At 75.5% G+C, this 17,469-nt stretch carries 9 protein-coding genes; 6 read left to right on the top strand and 3 right to left on the bottom strand.

Features of this window, described 5'->3' with window-relative positions; genetic code table 11:
- Window positions 1-29 precede the first annotated feature (29 nt).
- From IF55_RS19885 to IF55_RS19875, 3 genes are all read right to left on the bottom strand, one after another.
- Window positions 30-3,869: a UvrD-helicase domain-containing protein gene (locus IF55_RS19885; protein WP_030878479.1), complete on the bottom strand. Its 3,840-nt coding sequence runs from the start codon at window positions 3,867-3,869 to the stop codon at window positions 30-32.
- A gap of 145 nt (window positions 3,870-4,014) precedes the next feature.
- Window positions 4,015-7,314, bottom strand: coding sequence for an ATP-dependent helicase (locus IF55_RS19880; RefSeq protein ID WP_037963469.1), 3,300 nt, complete (start codon window positions 7,312-7,314; stop codon window positions 4,015-4,017).
- Window positions 7,315-7,613: 299 nt separating this feature from the next.
- Complete coding sequence (locus tag IF55_RS19875; protein WP_037963466.1) at window positions 7,614-8,057, bottom strand: MGMT family protein; 444 nt, start codon at window positions 8,055-8,057, stop codon at window positions 7,614-7,616.
- A gap of 165 nt (window positions 8,058-8,222) precedes the next feature.
- On the opposite strand from IF55_RS19875, the gene IF55_RS37380 reads away from it, so the two are divergent.
- The 6 genes from IF55_RS37380 to IF55_RS19845 all read left to right on the top strand — a co-directional run bounded on the left by IF55_RS37380 (window position 8,223) and on the right by IF55_RS19845 (window position 17,416).
- A complete protein-coding gene (locus IF55_RS37380) occupies window positions 8,223-11,237 on the top strand; it encodes a lysylphosphatidylglycerol synthase transmembrane domain-containing protein (RefSeq protein WP_078644747.1) in 3,015 nt (1,004 codons plus the stop codon).
- Between the two features lie 48 nt (window positions 11,238-11,285).
- Complete coding sequence (locus IF55_RS19865) at window positions 11,286-11,687, top strand: TOBE domain-containing protein (RefSeq protein WP_030878467.1); 402 nt, start codon at window positions 11,286-11,288, stop codon at window positions 11,685-11,687.
- 22 nt (window positions 11,688-11,709) lie between these two features.
- On the top strand, window positions 11,710-12,537 hold the full coding sequence (modA, locus tag IF55_RS19860) for a molybdate ABC transporter substrate-binding protein (protein ID WP_398243173.1): 828 nt from the start codon (window positions 11,710-11,712) through the stop codon (window positions 12,535-12,537).
- Window positions 12,534-14,516, top strand: a complete 1,983-nt coding sequence (locus IF55_RS19855) for an ABC transporter permease (RefSeq protein WP_048832201.1) — start codon at window positions 12,534-12,536, stop codon at window positions 14,514-14,516. Before modA ends, IF55_RS19855 begins: the two co-directional genes overlap by 4 nt.
- Window positions 14,517-14,644: 128 nt before the next feature.
- Window positions 14,645-16,159: an alpha/beta hydrolase gene (locus tag IF55_RS19850; protein ID WP_030878458.1), complete on the top strand. Its 1,515-nt coding sequence runs from the start codon at window positions 14,645-14,647 to the stop codon at window positions 16,157-16,159.
- Window positions 16,160-16,303: 144 nt separating this feature from the next.
- A complete protein-coding gene (locus IF55_RS19845; RefSeq protein ID WP_030878455.1) occupies window positions 16,304-17,416 on the top strand; it encodes a hypothetical protein in 1,113 nt (370 codons plus the stop codon).
- The last annotated feature ends 53 nt before the right edge of the window (window positions 17,417-17,469 follow it).

Raw genomic sequence — 17,469 nt, 5'->3', positions numbered from 1 at the left:
CGACCCTATCGGCCCGGGGCCCGTGCCCATTACCGGGATTCCCCGCCGTCGGCGGGGCCCAGGAGGAGCCTTTCGAGGGCCGGACGGTCCGGCAGCCCGGTGGGCCGGACGACTTCCCCGCTGCGTACGTACAGGAAGGCCGCCGAGACGGAGGACAGCGGCAGTCCGTGCCGCTCGGCCCAGGCGAGGCGGTAGATGGCGAGCTGGAGGGGGTCGGCGTCGCGGCCGTGGCCGGTCTTCCAGTCGACGATCTCGTACGTGTCGCCCCCGGGGCCGCTCTGGCGGTACACGGCGTCGATCCGGCCGCGGATCACCCGGCCCGCGAGGGTCAACTGGACCGGCACCTCGACCTGGCAGGGGGTGCGGTGGGCGTACGGGGTGCGTTCGAAGGCGTCCTTGAGGGCGGCGAGGTCGCGTTCGTCGGCGATCTCGGGTTCGTCGTCCGCGCCGCCGGGCAGTTCGTCGGGGCCGAGCAGCGGGAGCGGCAGCGCCTCGAAGCGGGACTCCACCCAGGCGTGGAACCGGGTGCCGCGCCGGGCGGCCGGCTGCGGGGGTCGCGGCATGGGGCGGGCCAGTTCGCGCGCGAAGCCCTCGGGGTCGGCGGCGAGCCGCTGGAGCTGCGAGGCGCTGAGCGCGGACGGCAGGGGGACGTCCCGGACGGCCGCGCGGGTGCGCCGCAGCTCCCCGGCGAGCGCGTCGAGGTCGCGGTCCCAGGAGTCCGCGAGGCGCTGCTCCTCGGGCAGCAGGGGGGCTTCGGCGATGCCCGGGGCGACTGCGCCGTACGGCCCGCCGGGGCCCGGCGCGGGTACCGGTCCGGCAGCCGTCCCGCCGGCCGTCTCACCGGCCGTCTCACCGGCCGGGGCGGGGTGCTCGCGGGCGGGCGCCGCGTCCCGGCCGGTCGCGGAGTGCGCCGGTCCGGCGGGCGCGGCGGCGCTCTCCGCGGGGCGCGTACGGGCCGCGGGGCCCGTACCCGCGCCCAGGCCCGTACGGACGCCCGTACCGCCTTCCTGGCCGCGGCGCGGGCCCGGCAGGGGCGACCCCTGGGGCGTCGTCTCGGGCGGGTGCCCGCCGGGCCGCTCGGCCGCCGGCCAGTCGTCCCAGAGGCCGGCGTCCCCGTCGGCGGGCGGCGGTCCGTACGGCTCGTCGTCCAACGGCCCGTCGTCCCACGACTCGTCGTACGGGTCCGGCTCGCCGTAGAGGGCGTCGTCCGGCGGCGGCTCGTACAGCGGGTCGTCGTCGGGGAGGTGACCGGGGAAGTGACCGTCGTCCGGGGTCGGAAGAGCGGGCTCCGCCGCTGCCTCCGGGTGCGCGGCGTGCGGATACGGGCCGTCCTCGCGCGCGTGCGCGTGGGGCTCGGTCGGGCCGCCAGGGGGCCCCGCCATACGGTCCAGGTGCGCCAGCACGGCGTCGGCGGCGGCGCGGCGGCGGGCGAAGGCCTCCGGGTCCAGGGGCAGCGGCCAGGCGCGGTCCGCTTCCGCCGCGGCGAGCACGGGGTTCTCCGCGCCCTCCTCAGGCGCGTCGGCCCATGCCTCGATCTCGCCGTACCCCGCCTCGCAGTGCTCGCGCAGGGCCTCCAGGAACGCGGAGGGGCCTCGCGGTTTCTTCTGGGAGGGGCCCCACCAGTGGCCGGAGCCGAGCAGCAGGGAGCGGGGGCGGGTGAAGGCGACGTAGCCCAGGCGCAGCTCCTCGGTCTCCTGGTGGGCCTTCATGGCCGTCTTGAAGGCCGCCATGCCCTTGGCGTCCCACGCCCCGATGTCCGGCAGCGTGCCGGCGTCGCCGCGCAGCGCGTGCGGCAGGACCTTGGCCTGGGCGGTCCAGGACTCGCGGGCCTGCTCGCTGGGGAACTGCTTGCCGACCAGTCCGGGCACGGCGACGACGTCCCACTCAAGCCCCTTGGACTTGTGGGCGGTCAGGACCTTGACGGTGTCCTCCGCCCCGGGCAGGGAGCTGTCGAGGCCCTTCTCGTACTGCTCGGCGGTGCGCAGGAAGCCCAGGAAGGCGAGCAGCGTGGTCTCGCCGCCCAGGGCCGCGAAGCCCGCCGCGATGTCGAGGAAGCTCGAAAGGGTCTCGCGCCGGCGGGCGGCCAGCGCGTGCGGGGAGGCGGAGAGCTCGACCTCCAGGCCCGTGGTGGCGAGCACCCGGTGCAGGACGTCCATGAGCGGGTCGGCCAGCGAGCGGCGCAGGTCGCGCAGTTCGGCGGCGAGCCGCGCGAAGCGGACCCGGGCCTCGGCGGAGAACGGCAGCCCGTCGTCCGGGGCGGCTCCGTCGGCCGCGAGGAAGGTGTCGAGGGCGTCGGCCAGGGAGACCGTCTCGGCCGGGTCGACGCCTTCCACGGCCTCGGCCAGCCTGCGGTCCGGGTCGCTCTCCCCGCTGCCGTAGGGCACGAGCGTACGGGCGCGGCGGCCCAGCAGCGCCAGGTCGCGCGGGCCGATGCGCCAGCGGGGGCCGGTCAGCAGCCGGACGAGCGCCGCGTTGGCCGTCGGGTCCTGCAGGACCTCGCAGACGGCGACGAGGTCGGCGATCTCCGGGAGGTGCAGCAGCCCGGAGAGGCCCACGACCTCCACCGGGATGTCCCGCTCGACCAGCTCGCCCTGGACGCGCGCGAAGTCCCCGGCCGTGCGGCACAGCACGGCGATGGAGCCCGGTCGGGAGCCGGTGCGCACCAGGTGGGCGATGGAGTCGGCGAGCCAGGTCAGCTCCTCGGCGTGGGTGGGCAGCAGCGCGCACCGCACGAGGCCGTCGCGCTCGGCACCGGGGGCGGGGCGCAGCGCCTGCACGCCCTCGTGGCGGCGGCGCAGCGGGGCGGCGAGGCGGTTGGCGAGGTCGAGGAGGCGGCCGCCGCTGCGGCGGTTCTCGCTGAGCGCGAAGCGTCGCGCGGGGCTGCCGTCCGCGTACGGGAAGTGGGCCGGGAAGTCGTCGAGGTTGGCCACGGAGGCGCCGCGCCAGCCGTAGATGGCCTGGCAGGGGTCGCCGACGGCGGTGACGGCGTGGCCCGTGCCGCCCCCGAACAGTCCGGAGAGCAGCAGCCGCTGGGCCACCGAGGTGTCCTGGTACTCGTCGAGGAGGACGACCGCGAACTGCTCTCGGAGGATGCGGCCGACCTCCGGCCGCTCCTGCGCCAGCCGCGCGGACAGGGCGATCTGGTCGCCGAAGTCGATGAGGTCGCGGTCGCGCTTCTCCGCGCGGTAGCCGCCGATCAGGTCGAGGAGTTCGAGGCGGGCGCGGGCGGCGTCGGGGGCCTTGCGCAGGTCGGGGTTGCTGAGCTTGGCGCCCTCCAGGGTGCGCAGCAGCTCGGTGTCGTACGCGCGCAGCCGCTCGGGGTCCACCAGGTGCTCGGACAGCTCGCCGTCGAGGGCGAGGAGGTCGGCGACGAGGTCGCTGAAGGAACGGGTGAGCGCCGGGTAGGGGCCGGGCGAGGCGCGCAGGACGCGGGCGGCGAGCTGGAAGCGGGTGGCGTCGGCGAGCAGCCGGGCGGTGGGCTCCAGGCCGATGCGCAGGCCGTGCTCCTTGAGGAGCCGGCCGGCGAACGCGTGGTACGTCGAGATCTGCGGGTCGCCGGGCGCCTGGTCGGGGTCGACGGGCTCCGGGTCGGTGACGCCCGCCTCGACGAGGGCCTTGCGGACGCGCTCGGACAGCTCGCCGGCCGCCTTGTTGGTGAACGTGAGGCCCAGCACCTGCTCGGGGGCGACCTGGCCGGTGCCGACCAGCCAGACGACGCGCGCCGCCATCACCGTCGTCTTGCCCGACCCGGCCCCGGCCACGATGACCTGCGGGGCGGGCGGCGCGGTGATGCAGGCCGTCTGCTCCGGGGTGAACGGGATGCCGAGGAGCTCTTTGAGCTGCTCGGGATCGGTGATGCGTGCTGCCACTCCAGTGAGGCTAACGGCACCCTCTGACAATCGGCCCACGGGCGACCGCCCCGCCCCCAGCGGGCTCCCGGTCCCCCGGCGCCGCTCTCGCGTCCCGAGGACGCCCGCGCCGCCTTCGCCCTCCCAGGGCGACGGGCGTCACGCGTCACTCAACGATGTGCTGCCCCTCCGGACGCGCCGTGCAGGAACCGCGGAAGGCACAGCGGGAGCAGTGCTGGCCCGGGCGAGGGGCGAAGCGCTCATCGAGCACCCGGCCCGCGGCGGTGGCCAGCAGGTCGCTCACCCAGTCCCCTTCGAGGGGCTCCTGGGCCTGCACCTTGGGCAGGGCGTCCCCGCCGTCCTTCTTCGCCGCGCCCTGGCGGAGCTGCACCAGTTCCGCGCCGCCGTCCTCGGGGCGCCGCCCGCCGAACAGGTCGTCCACCGCCCCTTCGCGCACCGCCAACTGATACGCGGCGAGCTGCGGGTGGCGGGCGACGTCCCGGGCCGTCACGGCGGCCTTGCCGGTCTTGAAGTCGACCACGTAGGCGCGCCCCTGAGCGTCCGCTTCCACGCGGTCCATGGAGCCGCGGATGCGCACCAGGTAGGCGTCGGCCTTGAGGGTGACGTCGAATTCGTGCTCCGTGGCGACGGTCGAGCGGCCGCCGCGCTCCATGACGTGCCAGCGCAGGAAGCGGTCCAGGGCGGCGCGCGCGTTCTCCTTCTCCTGCCGCGACTTCCAGGGGGCCTCGAAGGCGAGCGCGTCCCAGACGGAGTCGAGCCGTTCCATGAGGACCGCGAGATCGGCGGGGGTGCGCCCGGAGGCCACCTCGTCGGCGAGTACGTGCACGACGTTGCCGAACCCCTGCGCGGTGGTGGCCGGGGCGTCGGCCTTCACCTCGCGGCCGAGGAACCACTGGAGGGAGCAGGTGTTGGCGAGCTGGTCCAGGGCGGACCCGGAGAGCGCGACGGGGCGGTCGCGGTCGCGCAGCGGCACCGCGCTGTGCGTCGGCTCCTCCAGGCCCCACCAGCGGTACGGGTGGGCCGCCGGTACGAGCGGCTGCCCCTCCTCGTCGTGCAGCGCCGCGAGCCGGGCGAGCCGCTGGGCCGCGGCGGCCCGCAGCCCCTCCGAGGCCCCCGGGTCGACGGTGGTGGCCCGCAGTTCGGCCACGAGCGCGGCAACGGCGAGGGGGCGGCGCGGGCGCTGCGTGACGTCCACGGGTTCGGTGCCGAGTTCGCCGAGGAAGCGGGAGGGCTGGTCGCCGTCCTCCGCGGCGGCCTTGACGGCGGTGACGACGAGGCGCTCGCGCGCGCGCGTGGCCGCGACGTAGAACAGCCGCCGCTCCTCCGCGAGCAGCGCCCCCGGGGGCAGCGGTTCGGCGAGCCCGTCGCGGCCGATCCGGTCGGCCTCCAGCAGCGATCCCCGCCGCCGCGGATCGGGCCAGAGCCCTTCCTGTACGCCCGCGACGACCACCAGCCGCCATTGCAGGCCCTTGGAGCGGTGCGCGGTCATCAGCCGCACGGCCTCCGGCCGCACGGAACGGCCGGCGAGGGTGTCCGCGGCGATGTCCTGCGCGTCCAGCTCGTCGAGGAAGTTCAGCGCGCCCCGGCCGCCGGTGCGCTCCTCGGCGCGCGCGGCGGTCTCGAAGAGGGCGCACACCGCGTCCAGGTCGCGGTCGGCGTTGCGCCCTCCGGGGCCGCCCCTGCGGGCCGTGCGCTCCAGGCGGTCCGGCCAGGACGTGCCGGACCACAGCTCCCAGAGGGCCTGTTCGGCGGTGCCGCCGCCGGCCAGCAGCTCGCGGGTCTTGCGCAGCAGCTCGCCGAGTATCCGCGCGCCCCGCGCGTACGCCGGGTCGTGCGCCACCAAGCGCTCCGGCTGGGCGACCGCCTCGGCTATCAGCACGTCCGACGGCCGCGGTACGCCCGTACCCGCCGCCCGCTCCTCCTCCCGCAGCGCCCGCCCCAGCCGCCGCAGATCGGCGGCGTCCATGCCGCCCAGGGGCGAGCCGAGGAGGGTGAGGGCCGTCTCCACGTCCAGGGGGGCGGGGGGCGGGTCGGGGGCGGCCTCCCGCTCCTCCAGGGCGGCCTCCGCGGCTGCCCGCAGGGCCATGAGCAGCGGGGCGACCGCGGGCTCGTGGCGCAGGGGTATGTCGTCGCCGTCGACCTCGACGGGGACGCCGGCCGAGGTGAGGGCCCGGCGCACGGCGGGGAGGGAGCGGGCGCCGGCGCGCACGAGGACGGCCATCTCGGGCCAGGGGACGCCGTCCTCCAGGTGGGCCCGGCGGAGGATGTCGGCGATGTTGTCGAGTTCGGCGCCGGGGGTGGGGAAGGTGAGGGCGTCGACGCGGCCCCCGGGGCGTACGGCCGCGAGGTCGCGGTGGGCGCGTACGGCGGCGGCCGGGAGCCGGGTGAGGGGCATGCGGCGGGTGATGAGGCGGGTGGCGGCCAGCAGGTCCGCGCCGGAGCGCCGGGAGGTGGTGAGGACCTCGACGGGCGCCGGGGCGCCGTCCGCGCGCGGGAAGGCGTCCGGGAAGTCGAGGATGCCGTTGACGTCGCCGCCGCGGAAGGCGTAGATCGACTGGTCGGGGTCGCCGAAGGCGACGAGGGTGCGGCCGCCGCCCGCCAGGGCGCGCAGCAGCCGCAACTGTGCGGCGTCCGTGTCCTGGTACTCGTCCACGTAGACCGCGTCGTACCGGGCGGCCAGCTCCGCGGCCACCTCCGGCCGCTCGGCCAGCAGCACCGCCCGGTGCACCAGCTCCGCGTAGTCCAGCACCCCGCGCGCGTCCAGCACGTCCAGGTACTCCGCGAGGAAGTCCGCCGCCGCGCCCCAGTCGGGGCGGCCCGTACGGCGCGCGAAGTCGCCGAGCGCGCCGGGGCCCAGCCCCAGCTCGCGGCTGCGCGCGAGGACGGCGCGCACCTCGTCGGCGAATCCGCGAGTGGTGAGGCAGGCGCGCAGTTCGTCGGGCCAGCGCACGCCGCCGCGCCCCGCGCCCGCCAGCTCGGCCTGGCCGGCGAGCAGCTCGCGTACGGCGACGTCCTGCTCGGGGCCGGACAGCAGCCGCAGCGGGTCGGCGAAGAGGTCGGCGTCCTGGTGGGCGCGGACCAGGGCGTAGCAGTACGAGTGGAAGGTCGTGGCCTGCGGGGCCGGAGCGCCGGCCCCGAGCCGGGCCGCCATCCGGTCGCGCAGTTCGACGGCCGCCTTCCGGCTGAAGGTGAGGACGAGGACGCGCTCCGGGTCGCCGCCCCGGCGCACGCGCTCGGCGACGGCCTCGACGAGGGTGGTGGTCTTCCCGGTGCCGGGTCCGGCGAGGACGAGCAGCGGGCCACCGGGGTGGTCAACCACCGCGCGCTGCCGTGCGTCCAGCTCAGGAGGGGCCACGGGTCCCGGCCGGGTGCGCAGCAGGCGGTAGCCGCCCGATGGCGGTCGCACCCGCGGGTGCGCCGAGCGGGACGAGAAGGAGGAGCTCACGTGGATCGCCGGTCCTGGTGGGTGTGCTGGGTGCCTTGCGGCCGTACGTGCCGGGTGGGGGCCGGGGGATGAGGACGGTTCCCGACGCTACGCCAGAGGGCGGGCGGGGCGCAGCGCGTCCCGGGAGCCGCCGGTCCGCCGCGGCCGCCTCACCCGTTCGGCCCAGCGGGCGGCAACGGGATCGTGCCCGTACTCCGTACGGGCTCCGATGCGCGTCCGCGCCCTTCGGGTGGCGGAAGCTGTCATACGTGAGGAGTACCTTCGCCGCCGCCCCGCCCGGGAGGCCGGGGCCGGCCCGCCTACGGACCGCTGCGGCCCGTACCGCCGCCCTTCCCGCCGCCCGCGAGGCCGTCCGGCCCTTCGCCCGTAGCGTCGGGCGGGCCGGCGTCGGCGCCGCCGTCCCAGCGGGCCCGCCTCATGTCGATCCGCGGCACGTGCCCCTCGGCGGAGCGCGCGGCGGAGCGCAGCGGGGTCGCCTCGTCGCGGTAGTGGTCCAGGGCGCGCAGCTCGCTGCCGGGCAGCAGGACGCCGTCCGAGCGGACCACGCGCCACCACGGCACGGCGCCCCCGTAGAGCGCCATGACGCGGCCCACCTGGCGGGGGCCGCCCTCGCCGAGCCATTCGGCGACGTCGCCGTAGGTCATCACGCGGCCGGACGGGATCTCCTCGGCGACCGCCAGCACCCGCTCCGCGTACTCGGGGAGTTCGTCGGCCGCTTGTACGTGCTCGCTCATCCGGCCCATCCTGCCGCACCCCACCGACAGCGGCCCAGCTCACCCCCGGTTTCGATCACTATGGGTGCCCGGATGCGCGACGGAGCGTACGATCTCGGGTCCGCGCCCCCCGAAATGCACCCTGATGCCCCCCTGTGCGGCGTGGCCATGCCACCATCTTCCGGGCGGTGACTGGTGATACGAGATCAAGAAGAAACGGACGAGCAGCAGGGCGCGCGGGATCCCGAGGGGGAGCGCGCCCGCGAAGTGCTGCCCTGCTCCGACGGGTCCCAGAGCTCCGACGAGCACCGCTGCGAGGGCGAGGGGGCCCACATCGACCGGGTCTCCGGTGACGAACCGCTACTGCCCGCCCGGGTGCACCGCCCCTCCGACCTGGTCCGGCTCTTCCTCGGCATCCTCGGTCTGGCGCTGGTGCTCGCGCTCGCCGCGTTCGCCCACAGCACCACCGCGGGGCTTGAGAAGGACATCGGCGACTCCACCGGCAAGGCGCCGCAGCTCCTGGCGGACTTCGCGGGGCTGACGGCCAATATCGCCGTCTTCATCGTCCCCGTGGCGTTCGCCATGGAGCGGCTCATCAAGCGCGACGGGCTGCGGATCGCCGACGGCGTCCTGGCCGCCGTCCTGGCGCACGGCGTCTCGCTGGCCACCGACCTCTGGGTGGCCCGCGCGGCCCCCGAGACGATCAGCGACGCGCTCACCCGGGCCGCGCCGAGCGGCGGCGTCACCGATCCCGTGCACGGCTATCTCGCCCCCGTGATCGCCTATATGACGGCGGTCGGCATGTCGCGCCGCCCGCGCTGGCGCATCGCGATGTGGGCGGTGCTGCTGCTGGACGCCTTCGCGGTGCTGGTCGGCGGCTACACCACGCCGTTCTCGATCGCCGTCACGGTGCTGATCGGCTGGACCGTCGCGTACGGCACGCTGTACGCCGTCGGCTCCCCGAACGTGCGGCCCACCGGCCAGAACCTGCTCGCCGGGCTGCGCCGCGTCGGCTTCAAGCCGGTGACCGCGCTGCGCTCGGAGGACGTGCCGGACGGCGACCACCCCAGCAACCACGACCGCGGCCGCCGCTACATCGTCACCCTGGAGGACGGCCCGCCGCTCGACGTGACGGTCGTCGACCGCGAGCAGCAGGCCCAGGGGTTCTTCTACCGCGTCTGGCAGCGGCTCGCGCTGCGCGGCTTCACCCAGCGCCGCAGCCTCCAGTCCCTGCGCCAGGCGCTGGAGCAGGAGGCGCTGCTCGCGTACGCGGCCATCGCCGCGGGCGCCAACGCGCCCAAGCTGATCGCGACCTCCGAGCTGGGCCCGGACGCGGTCATGCTCGTGTACGAGCACATCGGCGGCCACACCCTCGACGCGCTGCCGGACGAGGAGATCACCGACGAGCTCCTGGCGGGCGCGTGGAAGCAGCTCAAGTTCCTCCAGTCGCGGCGGATCGCGCACCGGCGGCTGGACGGCGACGCGCTCCTGGTGGATCGTTCCGGCAATGTCGTGCTGACGGACCTGAGCGGCGGTGAGATCGCCGCGGGCGATCTGGTGCTGCGCATGGACATCGCGCAGTTGCTGACCACGCTGGGGCTGCGAGTCGGCGCCGAGCGGTCGGTGGCCGCGGCGGTCGAGGTGCTCGGCCCGGACGCCATCGCGGACAGCCTGCCGCTGCTCCAGCCGCTGGCGCTGACCCGTATCAGCCGCGCCACGCTGCGCCAGTTGGCGCGGGAGCGCTCGCAGCGCGAGCGGGAGGCGGTGCTGGAGGCGTCGCAGGCCCGCAAGGCCGCCAAGGAGGCCAAGGCCGCGCAGGCGGCGCGGGACGCGCGGGCGGCCGAGGAGGCGAAAGCCGAGGAGGCCGCGAGGGCCGTCGAGGAGGCCGGGACCACGGGGGCCGAGGAGGTCGCCGGGACCGTGGCGGCCTCGGACGGCTCGCGGGCCGGGGCCACGGCCGACACCGGAGCCGGTTCCGTGAGCATGGCCAAGGCCGGCAAGGGAGACAAGGCTGCCAAGGGGGCCAAGGGCGAGACGGGAGCCAAGGCCGGCGGCGAGGCCGAGACGGGCGGCAGCGACCGCAAGGCGGCCAAGGCCGAGCGGCAGGCGGAGAAGCGGGCGCTCGACGAGGCCGCCGAGGACGCCCGCGAGGACGACCTGCTCTCCCAGATCCGCCAGCAGGTGCTGCTGATCCGGCCGCAGGCGGCGATAGAGCCCGTCCGGCTGGAGCGGATCAAGCCGCGCACGCTGTTCACCTTCATGGCGGGCACGCTGGCCGCGTACTTCCTGCTCTCGCAGCTCACCAACACCCCGATCGGCGACATCGTCAGCAACGCCAACTGGGTGTGGGTGGCGGTCGCCGTGTTCTTCTCGGCGCTGACGCAGGTCGCCGCCGCGCTGAGCCTGCTGGGGTTCGTACCGGAGAAGGTCTCCTTCCGCCGGACGGTGGTCGCCCAGGTCGCCAGCTCGTTCGTGAAGCTGGTCGCGCCCGCGGCGGTCGGCGGCGTCGCCCTCAACACGCGCTTCCTGCAGCGCGCGGGGGTGCGGCCGGGGCTGGCGGTGGCGAGCGTCGGGGCGTCGCAGCTCTTCGGCATGGTCTGCCACATCCTGCTGCTGCTGTCCTTCGGGTACGTGACCGGTACGGAGCGCGCCTCGTCGCTGTCGCCGTCCCGGACGGTGATCGGCGGCCTGCTCACGGCGGCGGTCCTCGTACTCGTGGTGACCGCCGTGCCGTTCCTGCGGAAGTTCGTCGTGACGCGGGTGCGGTCGCTGTTCGCGGGCGTGGTGCCGCGCATGCTGGACGTGCTCCAGCGGCCGCAGAAGCTGGCGACGGGCATCGGCGGGATGCTGCTGCTGACGGCGGCCAACGTGATGTGCCTGGACGCGGCGACGCGCGCCTTCGGCGGGGACCTGAGCTACGCGAGCACGGCGGTGGTCTTCCTCACCGCCAATGCCATCGGCTCCGCCGCGCCGACCCCGGGGGGCGTGGGCGCGGTCGAGATCGCGTTGACATCGGCGCTGACGCTGGCGGGGATGCCGGCGCGCGCCCGGGGGCACCGTGCTTTCGCGCGTCCCGGGACGGCCGGATACGCCTGGCGGCTTTCGCGCGTCCCGGGACAGCCGGATATGCCCGGCGGCTTTCGCGCTCCCCGGGGAGCCGAATATTCCTGCCGACCACCCTACCCCGGCCCGCACTTGCTAGTCCCCTAATCGGATTTACCTTGCATCTGCGGGACGAATAGCCATACGGTGCCGCACATGCGGTCCTACACCATTGGCCAGGCGGCACGGCTGCTCGGCGTCAGTCCCGACACCGTCCGGCGCTGGGCCGACGCCGAGCGAATCCCCACGCGCAGGGACGAGTTCGGGAAGCGGCTCATCGAGGGCACCGACCTGGCGGCCTTCTCGGTGGCACTGGCCGCGGACGCGAACGGTTCCGACAGCGAGGACTCCGGGTACACCAGCGTGCGTAACGCCTTCCCCGGCATCATCACCGCCGTCAAGCTCGGCGACGTCGCCGCCCAGGTGGAGATCCAGGCCGGGCCGCACCGGCTCGTCTCGCTCCTCACCCGCGAGGCCGTCGAGGAGCTGGGGCTGGCCGTCGGCATGGAGGCCGTGGCCCGTGTGAAGTCCACCAATGTCCATGTCGACCGCGCCTGATCACCCGGCTTCTGGAGTTCCGATGTCCCGCACGTCCCCCACGTCCCGTACGCCCCGCGCCCCTCGCGCCCTGATGCGCCGGGCCGCGCTCCCCGCCCTGGCCGCCACCCTGCTCGTACCGCTTGTCGCGGCCTGCGGCAGCGACGACAAGAAGGACTCCGGGGCCTCGGGCGACGGCAAGAAGAACACCACGCTGACCGTCCTCGCCGCGGCCTCCCTCACCGACGTCTTCAAGCAGGCGGGCGCCGCGTACGAGAAGGAGCACCCGGGCGTCACGGTGAAGTTCTCCTACGCGGGCTCGCAGGAGCTGGCCTCGCAGGTGCGGCAGGGCGTGCCCGCCGACGCGCTCGTCACCGCCGACACCAAGACCATGGACGGGCTCAAGTCCGACACGGAAACCCCGTCCGTCATCGCCAAGAACCGGCTGACCATCGTCACCGGCAAGGGCAACCCGAAGCATGTGAAGGGCCTTTCCGACCTCTCCAAGAGCGACCTCAAGGTCGTGCTCGCCGCGCCCCAGGTGCCCGTCGGCCGCTACAGCCAGAAGGTCCTCGACAAGCAGCACATCACCGTGAAACCGGCCTCCCAGGAGCCCAACGTCCGCGCCGTCCTCACCAAGGTCGAGCTGGGCGAGGCCGACGCCGGGATCGTGTACGCCACCGACGCCGCCGTGGCGGGCGACAAGGTCGCCACCGTCGACGTGCCCGACGAGCAGAACGCCATCGCCTCCTACCCGGCGGCCGTCCTCAAGGGCTCCAAGCACAGCTCCGACGCCGCCGCCTTCGTCAAGTGGCTGAACACCGACGAGTCGCAGAAGCTGCTGCGCGCGGCGGGGTTCCAGAAGCCGTGACCGCCGACGCCCAGGCGCGCCGCGCCCCCGGCCCGGGCCGCGCGGTCCGGGGGCGCACGCCCTTCACCCTGTCCATCCCCGCCGTGCTCGCGGTGGTCTTCCTGCTGCTGCCCCTCGCGGGCGTGCTGGCCCGCACCCCCTGGTCCACGCTGGTCAGCCGGCTCTCCTCGCACGAGGTCAGTCAGGCCCTCGGCCTGTCGCTGCTCGTCTCCGCCTGGGCGCTGCTGCTCGCGCTCGTCCTCGGCATCCCGCTGGCCTGGCTGCTCGCCCGCGTGGAGTTCCCCGGCAAGGCGCTGGTGCGCTGCCTGGTGATGCTGCCGATGGTGCTGCCCCCGACGGTCGCGGGCGTCGCGCTCCTCCAGGGGTACGGGCGGCGCGGGCTGCTGGGCCCGGCGCTGGACTCCTGGTTCGGCGTGTCCCTGCCGTTCTCCACCACGGGCGCGGTGATCGCCTCGGCGTTCGTCTCCATGCCGTTCCTGGTCATCAGCCTCGAAGGGTCCCTCGCCGGGCTCCACCCCCGGTACGAGGAGACCGCGACGTCCCTGGGCGCCGCGCCGCTGCGGGTGTTCCGCACCATCACGCTGCCGATGATCGCGCCGGGGCTCATCGCGGGGGCCGCGCTGTGCTGGGCGCGCGCGCTCGGCGAGTTCGGCGCGACGATCACCTTCGCCGGGAACCTGCCCGGTACGACGCAGACGCTGCCCCTCCAGGTCTATCTGCTGCTCCAGGACGACCCCGAGGGCGCGACCGCGGTCTCGCTGCTGCTGCTCGTCATCGCCACGGTGGTGCTCCTCGCGCTCCGCGGCCGCTGGCTCGGCGGCAAACCGGCCGCCCCCAAGAGTGCCGCCGCCGCTGCCGCCGCGGCGCCTCCCGCCGACGAGAAGACCGACGTCGCCGTCTCCGCCCCCCGGGCGGCCTCCCAGGGAGGCCGCCCCGAGCCGGACCCGGCGCCCCTGCGCACCACCGTCAGCGGCGCCACCAACGCCGCGCTCGACGCTCCCGCCGGCACCACCATCGCGGTCGTCGGGCCCAACGGCGCCGGAAAGACGACGCTGCTAAGGGCGCTCCTCGGCCTCACCCACCGCGCCACCGCGCGCCCCCTGGCCCTCGGGGAGGCGGAGGTCTCCGCCGAGCCGCCGCACAAGCGCCGGATCGCCTGGGTCCCGCAGGACGGGGCGCTCTTCCCGCATCTGACCGCGCTCGCCAACACCGCGTACGGGCTGCGCGCCCAGGGCACGGCGAAGGCCGAGGCGCACGCGGAGGCCCAGCACTGGCTGGACGCCCTCGGCGTCGGCCACCTCGCCCTGCGCAAGCCCGGCGGCATCAGCGGCGGCCAGGCCCAGCGCGTGGCGCTCGCGCGCGCCCTCGCCGCACGCCCCCGGCTGCTCCTCCTCGACGAGCCGCTGGCGGCCCTCGACCAGTCCACGCGCGCCCGGGTCCGGCACACCCTGCGCACCCACCTCGCGGACTTCCCCGGCGTCTGTCTGATCGTCACCCACGACCCCGTGGAGGCGGTCTCCCTGGCCGACCGGATTCTCGTACTGGAGGACGGGGCGACCCTCCAGTACGCGACGCCGACCGAGCTGACCCGCCACCCCCGCTCCCCCTGGGTGGCCCGGATGCTCGGCCGCAACGCCTGGCCCGGGACGGCGAAGGGCGCCTCCTTGCGGCTGACGGGCGGCGCGGACCTCGTCGCCGCCGACCCGCTGCCCGCCGAGCGCACCCCGGGGCTCGCCGTCGTCGGCCCCGAGGCCGTCTCCCTGCACACCGCCCGCCCCGAGGGCAGCCCGCGCAACGTCTGGCCCGGCACGGTCCGCGAGATCGCCGCCCAGGGCGGCCGGCTCCGCGTCCTCGTCGACGGCGAGCCCGAGGTCGTCGCCGAGATCACCCCGTCGGCGGCGGCGGACCTGGCCCTCGCCGAGGGCTCCCAGGTGTGGGTGAGCGTGAAGGCGACGGAGGTCACGTTCGTACCGCTGTAGAGCGGGCGTGGGGGGCTTCCTCACCCGTACGGACCGCGAGGCGCGCGCCCGGCGGCGGCCCGACCGGAGGATGGCAGTCCGCGTACGTTCGTTCCGCGTGCGCACCGCCGACCTCCGGGAGAGCCGCCGTGGCGAGATCCGTACGGACCGGGGCCCTGCTCCTCGCCGCGCTGCTGGCCGGCGCGGCCGCCGGCTGCTCCAGCGACGACGGGGGCGGCGCGCGGGCCGACACGAGCGCCCGCCAGAAGCTGGACTGGAAGTCCTGTCCCCCGCCCAGCGACAGCGAGGACGCCTCCACGGGCCGGGCGCCCGGCGACGCCTGGGAGTGCGCCACGCTGCACGCCCCGCTCGACTACGGCCACCCCAAGGGCGACAGCATCGGCATCGCCCTGATCCGCGCGAAGGCCACCGACCCGGACCACCGGATCGGCTCGCTGCTCTTCAACTTCGGCGGGCCCGGGGGTTCCGGGATCACCACGCTCCCCGCCTTCGCCGAGGACTACAAGAACCTCCGCACCCGCTACGACCTCGTCAGCTTCGATCCGCGCGGCGTCGGCCGCAGCGACGGCGTCAGATGCCTGGGCGACAAGGACCTCGACGCCTACTACGCGGCCGACTCCACGCCCGACGACGGGGGCGAGCGGCGCGCCTTCCTGGACCGCGTGAAGAAGTACGCCGCCGCCTGCGAGAAGAACTCCGGCAAGGTCCTCGCGCACGTGGGGACGTCGAACGCCGCGCGCGACATGGACCTGATGCGCCAGGCGCTCGGCGACGACAAGCTGCACTACTTCGGCATCTCCTACGGGACGGAACTCGGCGGCGTCTACGCCCACTTGTTCCCGAAGAAGGTGGGCCGGGCGCTCCTCGACGGCGTCGTGGACCCGACCAACGACCCGGTGCAGAGCGCCCTGGGCCAGGCGAAGGGGTTCCAGCTCGCGCTCGGCAACTACCTGCGGGCGTGCACCGCGAGCCGGGACAACTGCCCCACCGAGGACCAGATCAAGCGGCTGCTGGACCGCTTGGACGAGCGCCCGGTGCCGGCGGCCGAGGGCCGGGAGCTCACGCAGCCGCTCGCCAGCGGCGGCATCGCCCAGTCGCTGTACTCGAAGGACTACTGGGACTACCTCACCGAGGGCGTGGAGGACGCCGAGAACGGCGACGGCAAGATCCTGCTCGCCCTCGCCGACTCCATGAACGGCCGCGACAAGGACGGCGCGTACAGCTCCCTTCAGGCCTCGCTCAACGCGGTCACCTGCGCCGACTTCAAGCAGCGCTACTCGGAGCGGGACATCGAGGGCCAGCTCGGCGCGTTCCGCGCGGCGTCCCCCGTGTTCGGCGACTCCATGGCGTGGAGCCTGACCCAGTGCACCGGCTGGCCGGCGTCCGGCGAGTGGCAAACCCCCGAGGTGAGCGCCAAGGGGGCGGCCCCGATGCTGGTGGTGGGCAACACCGGGGACCCCGCGACGCCGTACGCGGGCGCGCGGAAGATGGCCCGGCGGCTGGGGCCCGGCGTCGGCGTCGAACTCACCTACAAGGGCGAGGGACATGGCGCGTACAACAGCGGCAACGCGTGTGTGAAGCAGGCGGTGGACGCCTATCTGCTGGACGGCACGGTTCCGAAGAACGGCAAGGTCTGTTCTTGACCGCAGGTCAGGCCGGTGCCGTGCCGCTGAGGTGACGTTTCACCACCCCTTTGCGCCCCCGTGCGCCCCAGCCAACTGTCAGTGCCCCCCGCTACGATCGCCCGCACAGCAGTCCACCGCTGGGGGTTTCGGGAAGGGGGCGGGGTGGCGGACGGGGGTGCGCCGGGCGGCGCGGCGGTACGGGCCCGGGGGCGGCGCGGGCGCGGGCGCGTACTGATCGGCGCCCTGGCCGTGGTCGCGCTGATCGCGGCCGTGTCGGCGCTGTGGCAGACGCAGTTCGGACCGCTCACCCACGCCGCGCGCTGCTGGGGCGCCTGGCCGGACGAGGGCGGCGCGTCGCTCTTCGACCACGGCGACCGCGACCGCGCGTCCGACGAAGTCTCCCCCACCCCCGAGGCCCCGCGCGGCCGGTGCACCGTCACCTGGTCGCGGGGGACCGGCTCCGCCGCGCGGCAGCAGCGGGCGCGGGTCGGGTACGGCACGGGGCCGAAGGCCGAGGCCGCCCGGCGCTCGTGGCTGGACGGCCTGTTCGCGCGGGGCGGCGACCCGCTGCCGGGCGCGCTGCCCGGCTTCGTCGGCGACGGCTCCGGCGCGCTGGTCCTGCCCGAGCGGTGCGATGTCGACGGTCGGCCGTCCGTGGTGACGGTGGGCGGCGCGCGGCAGGGCGACGGGCGGGCCGGGGTGGCGGGCGGCGGGTTCGCGCGGACCGGCCGTCTCCTCGTGGACCTGGCCAACCACGGCATGCGGAGGGCGGGTTGCGCGCCGGAGCGGCCGCTGCGGATGGCCGCCGCGCCCACGGCCTCGGCTGCGCCGTCCCCTTCCGCCTCCCCCTCGGAGCCGTGCTCGCTGCCGGGTCTGCTGGGGCGGGCGGAGACGGCGCGGGGCGGCCTCGCCTCCATATCCGGCGGCGGCCGGGGCGACTTCCGGACCTGTGTGGTGTCCCAGCGCGGCGAGCCGGCCGCGCAGTTCGCCATGGTGGCCCGGCCGCGGCTGGTCGCGCTCTTCGACGGGACCGCCGGACCCGCCCGGCTGCCCGGGGACCGCATACCGCTGCCGGACCGGCGCGCGTACGGCCGTATGGACGCCTCGGGGGCGACCGTACGGGCCGACTGCGCGGGCCGCCCGGCGATCTACACCATGCGCACCGGCCGTACCACCGGCACGTCGCTGGACGACCCGAGCACCGTCTTCCCGCGCTTCGTGACGGCGGCCTCCCGTGCCGCCGGCTGCCCGGCGGCCGGAAACGCCTCGCGCTGACAGGGACGCCGGGCACCGACGGGGACGCCGGGCGGTGCCGGGTCGTGCCGCGC

It is taken from the genome of Streptomyces varsoviensis (assembly GCF_000718635.1).
GTDB classification, from domain to species: Bacteria; Actinomycetota; Actinomycetes; order Streptomycetales; family Streptomycetaceae; genus Streptomyces; species Streptomyces varsoviensis.
This window is presented reverse-complemented; position numbering and strand designations above follow the sequence as displayed.

Coding starts and splice junctions, on each gene's coding strand:
- IF55_RS19865 (WP_030878467.1), top strand. CDS start 11,286: ATGCGGTCCTACACCATTGGCCAGGCGGCACGGCTGCTCGGCGTCAGT.
- IF55_RS19875 (WP_037963466.1), bottom strand. CDS start 8,057: ATGGGCCGGATGAGCGAGCACGTACAAGCGGCCGACGAACTCCCCGAG.
- modA (WP_398243173.1), top strand. CDS start 11,710: ATGTCCCGCACGTCCCCCACGTCCCGTACGCCCCGCGCCCCTCGCGCC.